This is a genomic window from Aureimonas sp. AU4, assembly GCF_001463765.1.
Lineage (GTDB): Bacteria > Pseudomonadota > Alphaproteobacteria > Rhizobiales > Rhizobiaceae > Aureimonas.
In genome coordinates this window covers 80484-94672 of sequence record NZ_BBWK01000006.1, presented here as the reverse complement: position 1 = coordinate 94672, position 14189 = coordinate 80484, and the positions used below count along the sequence as shown (strand labels likewise).

The following is a 14189-nucleotide window of genomic DNA, read 5'->3' as shown; positions in this document are numbered from 1 at the left end:
CGAACTCCTCCCCGGACCCGATACCGATGATCCTCTACGGCACCAACCCGATCGCCTGGACCAACGACGACGACCATTCGATCGGCGCGCACCTATCGCTGGACGACTGCCTGACCGACTGCCGGCGCATCGGCTTCGACGGCATCGAGAAGGGCCACCTCATGCCCGACGACGGCGCGGCGCTGAAGGCGGCGCTGGGCGCCTACGGGCTGCGCTTTGCCGCCGGCTGGCACTCGACCAACCTCCTCGTCAACGACGTCGAGACCGAGATCGCCGCGCTCCAGCGCTTCATCGACATGGTGCGCGATGCGGGCGGCGACCACATCAACGCCTGCGAGTGCTCCAACACGGTGCACGGCAACGACGCCGTGCCCGTGAACCAGCGGCCCATCATGACCGACGCCGAGTGGGAGCACTTCTCGCGTGGCTACGAGGCGCTGTCGGCCCATGCCGCCAGCCAGGGCGTGAAGATGGGCTACCACCACCATATGGGCACGATCATCGAGTCGGCCGCCGACATCCACCGCTTCATGGAGATGGCGGGTCCCCACACCCGCCTCCTCCTCGACACCGGGCACTGCACCTTCGGCGGCGCCGATCCGGCCGACATCGCCGAGCGCTACATGGACCGCGTTACCCACATCCACGCCAAGAACGTGCGGCCGGACATTGCGCGCCAGATCCGCGAGGAGAACCTCTCGTTCCTCGAGGGCGTCCGGCGCGGCGCCTTCACGGTGCCGGGCGACGAGGAGGGCTGCGTCGACTTCGCGCCGGTTCTCGCGATCGCCGCCAAGCACGGATACGAAGGCTGGCTGGTGATCGAGGCCGAGCAGGACAGTCTGGTCGCCGAGCCCTTCCGCTACCAGAACATGGGCTTCCAGGCCCTGAAGCGCATGGCGCGCGAGACCGGCCTCGACCGTGCCGACAGCTGAACCGGGAGCCTGAGACCCATGACCTCGCCGCTTCTCTCCAAGCCGCTCCTGCGCCGCCCCTTAGGCACGCACGGCAAGGTGCACGAGATCACCGCGCAGAGCGCCGGCTGGCGCTATGTCGGCTTCTCGCTGTACCGGCTCCGCGCCGGGGAGCGCGCGGCGGAAGCCACGGGCGCGAACGAGGCGATCCTCGTCATGGTCGAAGGCAAGGCAAGCTTCCGCGCGGCGGGGCGCGATTGGGGAACTCTCGGCGAGCGCATGAGCGTCTTCGAGCGCACCCCTCCGCATTGTCTCTACGTGCCGAACGAGGAGAACTGGGAGGCGGTAGCCGAGACGGACTGCACGATCGCCGTCTGCCTTGCACCCGGACGGCGCGGCCATGAGGCCCGCCGCATCGGGCCGGACGGCATCAAGCTCACCGAGCGCGGCAAGGGCACCAACACGCGCTACATCAACAACGTCGCGATGGAGAACGAGGACTTCTGCGACAGTCTCCTCGTGACCGAGGTCTTCACGCCCGCCGGCCACTGGTCGAGCTACCCATCGCACCGGCACGACGAGGACGACTTCCCGCGCATCACCTACCTTGAGGAAACCTACTACCACCGCCTGAACCCGGCCTCCGGCTTCGGCATCCAGCGCGTCTATACCGACGACGGCCAACTCGACGAGACCATGGCGGTCCATGACGGCGACGTGGTGCTGGTGCCGCGAGGCCACCACCCGTGCGGTGCGCCCTACGGCTTCGAGATGTATTATCTCAATGTCATGGCCGGTCCCTTGCGCAAGTGGCGTTTCGTGCCCGACCCGGCCGTCGAGTGGATCATGGAGCGGGATCGCTAGACGCCTTTTCCCGAAACCTTGCGCCCGCGGGAGGGCGATGCGATATCGGCGGCGGGTGCGGGTCCATGGCGGGCGCGCAGGTTTTCCTTGCGCTGGTCGGGCCGCCAGCGGCGGAGCCCCATGCCCATGCCACCCTTTCCCCTTCGACGCCCTTTGTCCGCCTTCCGCGCCCTTCTCGGGGGCGAGACGGGGGGCGGTCTCGTTCTGATGGCGAGCGCCGCGCTCGCGCTCGTCGTCGCCAACTCGCCGGCGGGACCGGCCTATTTCGCGGCCCTCCACGCCTATGTCGGCCCGCTCAGCCTCCTGCACTGGATCAACGACGGGCTGATGGCCCTGTTCTTTCTGCTGGTCGGTCTGGAGATCAAGCGCGAGCTTCTCGACGGGCAGCTTCGCTCCTGGTCCGACCGCGTCCTGCCGGGCCTTGCCGCCATCGGCGGCATGGCCGTGCCGGCCCTCCTCTATGTCGCGGTGAACCGGCAGTCGCCGGGCACGCTTCCGGGCTGGGCCATTCCGACGGCGACCGACATCGCCTTCGCGCTCGGCGTCCTGGCGCTTCTGGGCAGCCGCGTCCCGGTCTCGCTCAAGGTCTTCCTCACCGCGCTCGCGATCCTGGACGACCTCGGCGCGGTGGTCGTGATCGCCCTGTTCTACACGGCCGACCTGTCCTGGCCGATGCTCGGCGGCGCGGCGGTGGTGGTGGCGATCCTCGTCGCCCTGAACCGGGCCGGCGTGCAAAGGCTCGCGCCCTATCACGGCCTCGGTGCCGTCCTCTGGTTCCTGGTCCTCCAGTCGGGCGTCCATGCGACGATCGCGGGCGTCGTGCTGGCGCTGACGATCCCGCTGCGCACGAGCCCCGGGAAGCCCGATGCCGCCACCTCCCCGCTTCATCGGCTGGAGCACGCGCTTCTGCCGTGGTCGGCCTATCTCGTCCTGCCGCTGTTCGGCTTCGCCAATGCCGGCGTCTCGCTCGCCGGCTTCACGGGCTCCATGCTGCTTGCCCCCGTCACGCTCGGCGTCGCGCTCGGCCTCTTCCTCGGCAAGCAGCTCGGCGTCTTCGGGACCGTGTGGCTGGCGGTGCGCCTGCGTCTTGCCCAGCGCCCGGCCGGTGCGAGCTGGCGCCAGGTCTACGGCGTCGCCCTGCTCTGCGGCGTCGGCTTCACCATGAGCCTCTTCATCGGGCTGCTCGCCTTCGCGAGCCGCCCCGAGCTCGAGGCCGAGACGAAGGTCGGCGTCCTCCTGGGCTCGCTTCTCAGCATGGCGGCGGGTGCGATCGTCCTGCGGTGGGCGCCGCAAGCCGATCATGCGAAGCGCAAGCAGAAGGTCCTCTCCTGAACGAGGGGCGCCCGCCTCAGGCGGCGGCCGGCAGGACGAGGCGCATGATAAGGCCCGGACGCCCGTCGTCGACGACGATCCGCGCCTCGTGCAGGTCGGCGATCGAGGAGACGAGCGCAAGGCCGAGACCGTTGCCCGGCGTCGAGCGGCTTCGGTCGAGTCGGTAGAGCCGCCGGAAGATCTTCTCGCGCTCCTCCGCCGGCACGCCGGGTCCGTCGTCGGCGACCTCGATCACGGTCCCGCCCGTGTCGCGCCGCGCGGCGAGCCCGATGCGGCCGGGCGCGGGCACGTGGGTGATGGCGTTCTCGACAAGGTTGACGAGGGCCTGCGTCAGGAGGTCGGCGTCGCCGACCGCCGTGAGCCCCGGCTCGATCTTTGACGTCAGGCGATGCCCCGCGTCGACCGCGACCTCGCCGTAGGCGTCGGCCACCCGCTCGGTGAGCTCGGACAGGTCGACCGTCCGGAAGCGCGCCTTGCGCGCGCCGGCATCGATCTGCGCGATGCGCAGGAGCGCGTTGAAGGTCTCGATGATCGCGTCCGATTCCGAGACCGCCCCGGCGATGGCACGCTCGAGATCGGCCTTGTCGCCTGCGCGTCCGATGCCCTCCAGCCCTTGGCGCAACCGCGACAGCGGCGTGCGCAGATCGTGCGCGATGTCGGCCGAGACCTGGCGAAGGCTCTCCACCAGCGTCTCGATGCGGGCGAGCATGACGTTGATGTCGTTGGCCAGGCGGTCGAGTTCGTCCCCCCGGCCGGACACGGGCAGGCGCAGGTCGAGCCGCCCCTCGACGATCGAGCGCGTCGTGGCCGCGATCGCATCGACGCGGCGGCTCGGCCCCATCCCCACGACGATGCCCCCGACGAGCGCCAGAACGACCGTTACCACGCAGCCCGAAAGGATCGCCGACAGGAGGATGTTGCGGATCTCCTCCAGGATATCCGACCGGCGCCCCGCCATGACGCGGTAGCCGCCGAGCTGCACGCCTTCCGCGTAGAGCGACTGCCCGGTCCCGCCAGCCGAGACGTCGATCGGCGACGGCGTCATGGGCGCGGCGCTCGACCCGAGCTTCCACGCGCTCGCCGGCAGGTTGCCGCCCAGGCGCTCGCCGTCCGGCCCGAGCAGCAGGAAGAAACGGTCCGCCGCGGCGCTGTCGACGCGCTCCTCCACCTCCTCGCGAAGCGCGGGTGGGCCGCCCTCCTCGTAGGCCTGCACGAAGAGCTCGAGATCCTCACCGATCGAGGCGCGCACGATGCTCTGCATCTGCGTGCTGGCCGCGACGTAGGTGACGCCCATGATGACGAGCGCCGAAAGCCCGAACATCAGCCCGTAGCCGAGCGACAGGCGGAACGAGATCGTGCGGAAACGGTCAGGCAGCCGCATCGAGGATGTATCCCGAGCCGCGCACCGTGCGGATCATGTCGCGGCCGAACGGCCGGTCCACCTTGCCGCGCAGGCGACTGACATGGGTTTCCACGACGTTGGTCTTGGGGTCGAAGTGGAACTGCCAGACCCGCTCGAGGAGCATGGTGCGCGTGAGGACCCGCCCCCGGTTGCGCATCAGCACCTCGAGGAGCCGGAACTCCCTCGGCTGGAGGTCGATCGGCCGGCCCGCGCGCGACACCGTGCGGGCGATGAGGTTCATCTCGAGATCGCCGACGGTCAGCACGAACTCCTCGCGCCTCTCCGGCACCCCCCGGCGCGCCAGCGCGTTCAGCCGCGCCATCAGTTCCGAGAAAGCGAAGGGCTTCAGGAGATAGTCGTCGCCGCCCGCCTCCAGTCCCTCGACGCGGTCGTCGACACCGCCGAGCGCGGTGAGGAACATGGCGGGCACCCGCCGCCCCGCCGCCCGCATCGCCTTGAGGAGCGACAGCCCGTCGAGGTCGGGCAGCATCCGGTCGATCACCACCGTGTCGTAGCTACGGGTCAGAGCCAGCTCCAGGCCGAGCGCGCCGCTCGGCGCATGGTCGACCTCGTGTCCCTCCTCGCGCAAGCCGGCGCAGACATAGGCGGCATTGGACGCATCATCCTCGACCAGCAGGACCTTCACGCGGCTCACTCCCGACAACCAGCCAACTTTAGGCGGAATGGATCCTCTTCCCATCTGGCCGCAAGCGACTATACGAATTCGTATACTTCCGGACAGGTCCAGCTCAAGCCCAGCCGCTAGTGGGACAGATCCGACCGGACCTCCCCGGTCCCCGGAATCCGAACCATGCGCCCTTCCAGACCGGCCATCGGCAGCGTGCCCCTCGTCGCGCTCGTCACCGGCTACCTCCTTTTCGCGACCAACGGCACGTTCTGGCGCAAGGCCTTCACCTATTTCGGCGCGCATCCGCTGGATCTGGCGGGGCTGGCCCTCGGGCTCTTCCTGCTTCTCTTTGCGATCCTGACGTCGGTCTCGATCAAGTACGTCGTCAAGCCGCTTCTGATCGCCCTGATCCTCGTGTCGGCCAGCGCCTCCTACTTCGTCGACAGCTACGGCATCCTCATCGACCGCGACATGATCGCCAATGTCGCACTGACCAACCCGGCCGAGGCGGGCCGCCTGCTGACGCCGAGCCTCGTCTTGCACCTCGCGCTCTTCGGCCTTGTGCCGGCCCTGCTCGTCGCCTTCGTGCGCGTGCGGCACCGCACGTTCTGGCAGAAGGCCAAGTGGAACTCGGCCGCGATCTTTCCGAGCCTTGCGGTGGCCGCCGCGGTCGTCCTCGCCTGCTATTCCAGCTTCGCCTCGACCTTCCGCATGCATCGCGACCTGATCGCCAGCCTCAACCCGGTCGCTCCGCTCGTCGCGGGCTACAAATACGCCGACCAGGAGATCGGGACCGAGACCTATGTCGCGGCCCCGCTCGGCACCGACGCCGTGCCCGGTCCTCGGCTCGCCTCGGCCACCAAGCCGGTGGTGACGATCCTCGTGGTCGGCGAGACCGCCAGAAGCCAGCAGTTCGCGCTCAACGGCTACGAGCGCGACACGACGCCGGAACTCGCCAAACGCGACGTCGTGTCCTTCACGAAAGTGTCGAGCTGCGGCACCTCGACGGCCGTGTCGGTCCCTTGCATGTTCTCGAACCTGACGCGGGCGAACTATTCGAGGGCCGCCTCACGCTCGGTCGAGAACGTCCTCGACGTTCTCGTGCGGGCGGGGCTCGACGTGCGCTGGATCGACAACGACAGCGGCGCCTACCACGTGGCGGACCGCATTCCCTACACCTACCTGCCCGAGACCAACGATCCGCGCTTCTGCAGCGCCGGCGAGTGCCACGACGAGATCCTGACCGAGCGGCTGCGCGAGGAGATGAAGACCATCACGCGCGACACCGTGATCGTGCTGCACCAGATCGGCAGCCACGGCCCGACCTATTACGAGCGCTACCCGAAGGCCTTCGAGCGCTTCACGCCAGCCTGCCAGACCGCCGAGTTCGCCGACTGCCAGCGCGACGAGATCGTCCGTGCCTACGACAACACGATCGTCTATACGGATCACGTCCTGGCCGAGACGATCGACCTCCTCGCCTCGCGGGACGATCTGGAAACCTCGATGCTCTTCGTCTCCGATCACGGGGAATCGCTCGGCGAGAACGGCATCTACCTCCATGCCATGCCCTATCTCCTCGCACCCGTCACACAGACCACCGTTCCGATGATCGCCTGGTTCTCGCCCGCCTTCTCGCAGCGCATGGGCATCGACACGGCCTGTCTGAAGGCCCGGCGCGACGAGCCCCTGTCGCACGACAACCTCTTCCACACGCTGATCGGCATGAACGACGTGCGCACCTCGGTCTACGACGCCGGGCTCGACGCCTTCGCCGCCTGCCGGGCGGCCTCGTCGGCCGCCTCCAAGCTGACCGCCCTTTCGGAGACCGCCCCATGAGCATCGACGCCCCTCCCGAGCGACGGGCTCCGGCCAAGCTGCGCGGCCTCAGCCATCTCTTCGCCTCGGCGCGCTATTCGGCGGGAGGCCTCGCGCGCCTTCTCGGCGAAACCGCGTTCCGGCAGGAGATCATGCTGGGCGCCGCGATCCTCCTGATCCTGGCGCTCGCCAGCGTCTCGCCCGCCATGCTCCTCATCCAGGTGGTGCTCCTCCTGATCCTGGCGGCGGCCGAGGCCCTGAACACGGCGATCGAGCTCATCGTCGACCGCGTCTCGCCGGAAGTCTCGGTCTTCGCCAAGCAGGCCAAGGACCTCGGCTCCTTCGCGGTCTTCTGCCTTCTCGTGGTCAATCTCGGCTTCGCGGCGGGCGCCCTTCTCCTGCACGCCTGACGCCGCGCCCGCACGCCTTCGGGGGGCGGAGCGATTTCCTCTTGTGCGGCGGGGCGAACCTTTGTAGGACACGACCCGCGCCCAAGGGCGCCAGACCACGCAGCGGCGACGATGTCGCCGACCTCGGACGGAGAGGTGGCAGAGTGGTTGAATGCACCGCACTCGAAATGCGGCATACGGGCAACCGTATCGGGGGTTCAAATCCCTCCCTCTCCGCCATTTGCCATCGTCTCAGGCTGCAGATCCACTCAGAGCTAGTTGAGACAGGAGGGCTTCGGGTTCCCAACCTGAGCTAATCCCCACGCTTTGCGGACGCGTATCGGTACGCGGCCGCTGGATTTTCGTTCGAACCAAGCGGCGTTTCTCCGACGCTTCCGGCGGGACCATCCCCGATAGGGGTCGGGTCCGAGAGTGTCTCCCGCACCGCCCTTGACCCCACTCAAGACGCGACCGCGCACCTTGCCGATAGATCGGCGGGCTCTGCGGCCGCGCGGTGGCGCGTCGCCTTGAGGGGCGGAAGGGAGCACGGCGTTGCAGGACGGCTTGGCGAGCGGGGCAGTCCGACCGCCGGATACGGAGCCCCAGGAAGGCGGCCTCGCCCCCGACGAGGCGGCGCGGCGGCTCGCGCGTTACGGACCCAACGCCCTTGCGCCGTCGTCCCGGACGCGATGGTGGCATTCGCTCGGAGAGCGGCTGCGCAACCCGCTCGTTCTCGTGCTTCTGGCCGCCGCGGGCGTATCGGCGGCGACCGGCGAGCGGGGCAGCTTCCTCCTCATCGGCGCGGTGGTCGCCATGTCGCTCGCCATCGACACCATCCAGGAATCGCGCGCCAATCGCGCGGCCGACGACCTCGAGGCACGGGTCGCCCTGAAGGTTCAGGTCCTGCGCGATGGCCGTGAGACCGAGCTTCCCCCCGCCGCACTCGTGCCGGGCGACGTCCTGCGCCTTTCGGCGGGCAGCCTCGTTCCGGCGGACGCGCGGCTTCTGGAAGCGACCCATCTCTTCGTCAACGAGGCGCTCCTGACCGGCGAGGCCTTTCCGGTCGAGAAGTCCGCCGGCGCGAAAGATGCGGGCGACGCGGCGCTCGTCTTCATGGGCAGCTCGGTGGTGAGCGGCACGGCCCGCTGCCTCGTCGTTGCCACCGGTCCTCGGACGCGGCTCGGCGCCATTGCCGGCGCGCTCGCACGCGAGCCGCCGCCCACCGCCTTCACGCTGGGCCTGCGCCGCTTCGGAATGCTGATCGTGCGCCTGACGATCCTGCTCGTGCTCTCGGTCCTCTTCGCGAACCTTCTGTTCGGCCGCCCACTCGTCGAATCCTTTCTCTTCGCGCTCGCGCTCACCGTCGGGCTGACGCCCGAGCTCCTGCCCATGGTGGTGACCGTGACGCTCGCGCACGGGGCGATGCGCCTCTCGGCGCGCGAGGTGATCGTCAAGCGCCTGTCCGCGATCCACGATCTCGGCAGCATGGACGTCCTGTGCAGCGACAAGACGGGCACGCTCACAGAGGCGCGGATCGCGCTCGTCGACGAGGTCGACATCGCCGGGGCGTCGAGCGGCGCGGTGCTGGACTGGGCCCGCGTCAACGCCGCCTTCGAGACCGGCCTGAAGAGCCCGCTCGACGAAGCCATCCTCGCCGCCTCCCCTTCCGGTCCCGAGGGATGGCGCAAGATCGACGAGGTTCCCTTCGACTTCGAGCGGCGGCGCATCTCCGTTCTCGCGGAACGCGAGGGGCGGCGGTGCCTCGTCGTCAAGGGCGCGCCGGACGACGTCCTCGCCCTGTCCTCGCGCCACCTACGGGCAGGGGCGAGCCAGCCCGAGCCGCTCGATGCGGCGGCACGGGCGCTGGCGAAGGCGACGTTCGAGGCGATCGGCTCGAAGGGGTGCAGGGCGCTGGGCGTCGCCTGGCGCGAGGTCGAGCCCGACCGATCCCACGCGGATCTCGCCGACGAGCGCGACCTCGTCTTCGCCGGCTTCGCGGTGTTTCTCGACCCGCCCAAGGCGAGCGCGCGCGAGGCGGTCGCCAGCCTGGCGGCACTCGGCGTTGCGCTGAAGATCGTGACCGGCGACGACGAGCGCGTGACGCGCCACGTCTGCGAGACGCTGGGTCTTCCGGTCGCGGGCGTCGCGACGGGACCGGAGCTCGACGCCCTCACCGATGAGGCGCTGATGATGCGCGTCGACGCCGTGAACGTCTTCTGCCGCATCAACCCGACCCAGAAGGCCCGCATCGTGCGCGCGCTGCGCCGCAGGGGCCATGTGGTCGGCTATCTCGGCGACGGCATCAACGACGCCCCCTCGCTCCAGGCCGCCGATGCCGGACTCTCGGTCGACGGCGCGGTCGACGTCGCGAAGGAGGCGGCGTCCCTGATCCTGCTGCGCAACGATCTCGGCGTCCTCGCGGAAGCGGTGCGGGAGGGACGATGGGCCTTCAGCAACATCATGAAGTACGTCATGATGGGAACGAGCTCGAACTTCGGCAACATGTTCTCCATGGCCGGCGGCGTCCTGTTCCTGCCCTTCCTGCCGATGCTGCCGGTTCAGATCCTCCTGAACAACCTCCTCTACGACGTCTCCGAGATCCCGATCCCGCTCGACCGCGTGGACCGGGAGGACGTCGCCCGGCCCCATGGCTGGGACATGGGCTTCGTGCGGGACTTCATGCTGACGCTGGGTTCCGTCAGCTCCGTCTTCGACGCCCTCACCTTCGCGCTCCTCCTCCTCGTCTTCCACGCGGGCGAGGCGACGTTCCAGACCGCGTGGTTCATGGAATCCATGGCGACGCAGGTCCTGGTGGTGTTCGTGATCCGCACGCGCGGCTCGCCGCTCGCGAGCAGGCCGAGCCCGGCGCTCGCCGTGACGGCGCTGGTTGTGGTCGCGACCGCACTGTTCCTGCCCTTCACCCCGCTCGGGCCCCCGTTCGGCTTTCACGCGCCACCGCTCGCCGTGCTGCCGGCGCTCGGGCTCATGACGGCGCTCTACCTTTGAGCGGCGGAGATCGTGAAGCGGCGCTTCTACGCCTCGCGCAGCGGCGCGCGTGCCTCGCGGAGCCGCTCCAGGACTTCCCGGTCCGTCAGCTGGTGGAAATCGTCGTAGTAGGAGCCGACGCCGCGGAAATCCTCGACGATCCGCAGGCAGACGACGTCGTCTGCCGTTCGTTCGAGCGTCCGGACGACCTCGGCCGGCGCGACGGGGACCGCGACGCAGATCCGGGCCGCGCCCTTGCGCCGGAGCGCGCCGATCGCAGCCGTTGCGGTCGCGCCCGTGGCGATGCCGTCGTCCACGACGATCGCGGTGTGCCCGGCCGGGTCGACAGGGCGGCCGCCCCGTAGATAGAGCGCGCGGCGCCGCTCGAGTTCGCGAAGCGCGATCTGCGCGGCGCGTTCCACGAAGCCCTCGTCCGCGCCCGAAAGGTCGCGTACGTCCTCGTTGATCGTCCGCTGCGGATCGTCGCCGTCGACGATCGCGCCGAGCGCCACCTCGGGCGCATCCGGCGCCCCGATCTTGCGCACGAGGACGAGGTCGAGCGGCGCGCGCAGCGCGCGGGCGATCTCGGCGGCGACCGGAACGCCGCCGCGCGGCAGGTCGTAGACGGCGGGGCTTTCCAGTCCCATTCCGGCCAGCCGCTGGGCGAGCCGGCGCCCGGCATCGGCGCGATCGGCGAAGCGTGTCGTGGCGGCCTTCATGATCGCGGACCCTCTCGTTCGGACGAGTGACGCGACGATCGCTAGCGCGCCCCGCCCACGCACGGCTTGACGCTCCTCAAGCGGCTGCATCCGCCATGAGCAGTCGCGCCGTGTGGTGGGCGACGACGCGCTCCTCGTCGGTCGGCACGACGAAGACCGAGACCGGACTCGCGGATCGGCTGATCCGCCCCTGTCCCGCGCGGTTGCGCTCCTCGTCCAGCCGGACGCCAAGCCACTCGGACCGTCGGCAGACCGCCTCGCGGATCGCGGGCGCGTGCTCGCCGATGCCGGCGGTGAAGACCAGGGCGTCGAGGCCGCCGAGCGCGGCGCCAAGCCGCCCGATCTCCCCCGCGACCGTCTGGACGAAGAGCGCGACCGCCTCGCGCGCTCGCGCGTCGTCGCTGGCGAGAAGCACCCGCATGTCGCCGCTCGAGCCCGAGACGCCCTTGAGGCCGCAGTCGTGGTAGAGAAGATGCTCGACCTCGGCGAGGCTCAGGCCCCGCTCGCGCAGGAGCCAGATCACGAGCCCGGGGTCGAGGTCGCCGGGCCGCGTCGCCATGACGAGCCCCGACAGCGGGCTGAAGCCCATGGTCGTGGCTATGCTTCGGCCGGCCCGCATCGCGCACAGGCTGGCGCCGCTGCCGAGGTGACAGATGATCGTGCGCCCGCCCGCCGCGCGCGCGTCGATCGCGGTAAGCTGGCCGGCGATGTATTCGTAGCTGAGGCCATGGAAGCCGTAGCGGCGCGCCCCGGCCTGCGTCAGCGCGCGCGGCAGCGCGTAGGTCTCGGCCTCGCGCGGCATGGTGCGGTGGAAGCTCGTGTCGAAGCAGGCGACCTGCGGGAGCGCGGGATGGGAGGCGGCGAGCGCCTCGATCGGTGCGAGGCTGCGGGGCTGGTGCAACGGGGCGAGCGGGGTGAGCGCGCGCAAGGCCGCCAGCACATCCGGCGTGACGCGCACCGGCGCGGAATGGGCAAGCCCCCCGATCGCGACCCGGTGCCCGACGGCGTCGAGGCGCCCGGCGGGAAGGTGCGCCTCCAGCCAGGCGACGAGGCGGCGGACCGGCGCCTCGCCCTCCTCCCCGCCGGGCGCGGTCCAGTCCTCGCAGGTCCGCGTCCCGCCCGCGGTGGCCTCGAGCCGCAGGCCGGAGCCCGTATCCGCAAGGGCGCCCGAGACGGTGCGCTTCGCCCCTGCCTCGAACAGGGCGAACTTGACGCTGGAGGAGCCCGCGTTGAGGGCGAGGATCGCGGGCGTCTCAGCCATGGCTCGCGACCATCGCATCGGCGGGTGCTGGTGTGCGGCGGGCGTGGGCGAGCAGCCGCGCCACCGCGCAGGAGGCGAGGCGCGCGAGCGTCTTGTCGGCGCGGCTCGTCAGGATCACCGGCACGCGCGCGCCCAGGACGACGCCCGCGACCTGCGCTTCGGCCAGATATTCCAGCTGCTTGGCGAGCATGTTTCCCGCCTCGATGTCGGGCACGACGAGGATGTCGGCCCGGCCCGCGACCGGCGACACGATGCCCTTGGCGCTGGCCGCCTCCGCCGAGACGGCGTTGTCGAAGGCGAGCGGCCCGTCGAGGATCGCACCGCAGATCTGGCCGCGATCGGCCATCTTGCAGAGCGCGGCGGCATCCAGCGTCGAGCGCAGCTTCTCGTTCACCGTCTCCACCGCCGAAAGGATCGCGACGCGCGGCTCGGGCACGGCCAGGACATGGGCGAGATCGATCGCGTTGAGGACGATGTCGCGCTTCTCGCCGAGCGTCGGCGCGATGTTGACGGCGGCGTCGGTGAGAAGCAGCGGGCGGGGATAGCGGGGCGCATCCACCACGAAGACATGGCTCATGCGCCGGCCGGTGCGCAGAAGCGGCTCGTCGAGAATGGCGGCCATGAACTCGTCGGTGTGGAGGCTGCCCTTCATCAGCGCCTCGACCTTGCGGTCCCGCGCGAGCGAGGCCGCCGCCGCGGCGGCGGCATGGCTGTGTTCGGTGGCGACGAGCTCGAAGCGCGAGACGTCGATCCCGGCGGTCTTGGCCGCGGCACGGATCCTCTTCTCCGGCCCGACGAAAACCGGCACGACGATGCCCGCCGCGGCCGCCGCCGCGGCGCCCGCGAGCACGGTCGCGTCGACGGGATGGACCACTGCGGTCCGGATCGCCGACAGGCCCTTCGCCAGATCGATCAGCCGCTCGTACTGACGGCCGGGACGGCGGAACTCGATCTCCGGCGGCATGGCGCGCTCGCAGGATATCCGCTCGAGCGGCGCGATCACCTCGGCTTCGCCCTCCACCACCGTCTCGCCCCGCTGGTTGAGGGCGGTGCAGGCGCGAACGACGCGGCGGCGGTCGGCGTGCTTCTCGACGACCCGGACCGTGGCCGTCACGCTGTCGCCGACCTCGACAGGCCGCCCGAAGCGCAGTGTCTGGCCGAGATAGAGCGTGCCAGGCCCCGGCAGCTCGGTTTCCAGCACGGCGGCCACGAGCGCGCCGCTCCAGAGGTTCTGGCCGACGCCCTGCAAGGGCTGGCAGGCTCCGGCGCCGCCTTCGCGCAGCGGCGCCGGCTCGATGTCACCCGAGGCCAGCGCGAAGAGCGCCACGTCCCGGCCGGTCAGCGTGCGCGTGAGGCTCGCCGCGTCGCCGATCCGCACCTCGTCGAAGGTCCGGTTCTCGATCCGGTCCACGAGATGGTCTCCCTTGGGCCCGGCGCGGGCGGGGGGGGCGTCAGGTCTGCGGACCGTTGCCGGGCCGGACCTCGGCGGCACCATCCAGTCCGCGACGAAACAGGGCCATCATCGAACGCTGGCCAATCTCGGCGAGCTTGGCGCCCTCGTCGCGCGCGTCGTTCATGTCGGCCATCAGGCGTTCGAGGCTGCCCTTGTACCAGTCGTTGTAGAGGGCCGCGACCTGGCCGGGATCGCGGCACTCCGCGATCGCCCCGAGCGTCTTCAGGCCGCTTTCCATCGCGTCCTGGCGACGCTTCATCCAGGCCCCCATCATCTTTCGGCTTTCCTCGAACCATTCGGCCTGTTCGGGCACGAAGGTCTTCAGCGGCGTCTGCCAGGCCGCGCCGAAGTTCGGCATGCCGAACGGCGATTGCGGCTGGGCGCCGTTGTGGGAATTGGGTTGTTCGCTCATGTCATCGTCTCCCTT

At 70.1% G+C, this 14189-nt stretch carries 12 protein-coding genes and 1 tRNA gene; 7 read left to right on the top strand and 6 right to left on the bottom strand.

Annotated features, from left to right (window positions below; all coding sequences use genetic code 11):
* The first annotated feature begins 26 nt into the window (after window positions 1–26).
* The 3 genes from iolE (at window position 27) to nhaA (ending at window position 3107) form a co-directional block, all read left to right on the top strand.
* On the top strand, window positions 27–932 hold the full coding sequence (iolE, locus tag AUL35_RS03030; RefSeq protein ID WP_062011869.1) for a myo-inosose-2 dehydratase: 906 nt from the start codon (window positions 27–29) through the stop codon (window positions 930–932).
* 18 nt (window positions 933–950) lie between these two features.
* A complete protein-coding gene (gene iolB, locus AUL35_RS03025) occupies window positions 951–1775 on the top strand; it encodes a 5-deoxy-glucuronate isomerase (protein WP_062011867.1) in 825 nt (274 codons plus the stop codon).
* Window positions 1776–1895: 120 nt separating this feature from the next.
* On the top strand, window positions 1896–3107 hold the full coding sequence (nhaA, locus tag AUL35_RS03020; protein WP_062011865.1) for a Na+/H+ antiporter NhaA: 1212 nt from the start codon (window positions 1896–1898) through the stop codon (window positions 3105–3107).
* Window positions 3108–3123: 16 nt separating this feature from the next.
* Here nhaA and AUL35_RS03015 read toward each other — a convergent pair whose 3' ends face one another.
* On the bottom strand, window positions 3124–4488 hold the full coding sequence (locus AUL35_RS03015) for a cell wall metabolism sensor histidine kinase WalK (RefSeq protein WP_062011863.1): 1365 nt from the start codon (window positions 4486–4488) through the stop codon (window positions 3124–3126).
* Window positions 4475–5155 carry a response regulator transcription factor gene (locus AUL35_RS03010; RefSeq protein ID WP_062012062.1) on the bottom strand — a complete coding sequence of 227 codons (681 nt, stop codon included), beginning with the start codon at window positions 5153–5155 and terminating at the stop codon, window positions 4475–4477. The genes AUL35_RS03015 and AUL35_RS03010 overlap by 14 nt, the downstream gene beginning before the upstream one ends.
* Before the next feature lie 165 nt (window positions 5156–5320).
* Between AUL35_RS03010 and AUL35_RS03005 the strand changes: the two genes are divergently transcribed.
* From AUL35_RS03005 to mgtA, 4 genes are all read left to right on the top strand, one after another.
* Window positions 5321–6976, top strand: a complete 1656-nt coding sequence (locus tag AUL35_RS03005) for a phosphoethanolamine transferase (RefSeq protein ID WP_062011861.1) — start codon at window positions 5321–5323, stop codon at window positions 6974–6976.
* Window positions 6973–7365 (top strand): diacylglycerol kinase, encoded by a 393-nt coding sequence (locus AUL35_RS03000; RefSeq protein WP_062011859.1) that lies wholly within the window; start codon window positions 6973–6975, stop codon window positions 7363–7365. The genes AUL35_RS03005 and AUL35_RS03000 overlap by 4 nt, the downstream gene beginning before the upstream one ends.
* A 129-nt stretch (window positions 7366–7494) precedes the next feature.
* Window positions 7495–7584: transfer RNA gene (locus AUL35_RS02995), tRNA-Ser, on the top strand.
* A 312-nt stretch (window positions 7585–7896) separates the two neighbouring features.
* A complete protein-coding gene (mgtA, locus tag AUL35_RS02990; protein ID WP_156417811.1) occupies window positions 7897–10350 on the top strand; it encodes a magnesium-translocating P-type ATPase in 2454 nt (817 codons plus the stop codon).
* Window positions 10351–10376: 26 nt separating this feature from the next.
* Here the strand turns inward: mgtA and AUL35_RS02985 are convergent, their stop codons facing one another.
* From AUL35_RS02985 to AUL35_RS02970, 4 genes are all read right to left on the bottom strand, one after another.
* The gene (locus tag AUL35_RS02985) at window positions 10377–11048 is read right to left on the bottom strand and encodes a phosphoribosyltransferase (RefSeq protein WP_062011857.1); all 672 of its coding nucleotides are present in this window, start codon (window positions 11046–11048) and stop codon (window positions 10377–10379) included.
* A 76-nt stretch (window positions 11049–11124) separates the two neighbouring features.
* Window positions 11125–12309 carry an acetate/propionate family kinase gene (locus AUL35_RS02980; protein ID WP_062011855.1) on the bottom strand — a complete coding sequence of 395 codons (1185 nt, stop codon included), beginning with the start codon at window positions 12307–12309 and terminating at the stop codon, window positions 11125–11127.
* Entirely contained in the window at window positions 12302–13720 is a 1419-nt protein-coding gene (locus AUL35_RS02975) for a bifunctional enoyl-CoA hydratase/phosphate acetyltransferase (protein WP_062011853.1), read from the bottom strand. Before AUL35_RS02975 ends, AUL35_RS02980 begins: the two co-directional genes overlap by 8 nt.
* 40 nt (window positions 13721–13760) lie before the next feature.
* Window positions 13761–14174 (bottom strand): phasin family protein, encoded by a 414-nt coding sequence (locus AUL35_RS02970; RefSeq protein ID WP_192847028.1) that lies wholly within the window; start codon window positions 14172–14174, stop codon window positions 13761–13763.
* Between the last annotated feature and the right edge of the window lie 15 nt (window positions 14175–14189).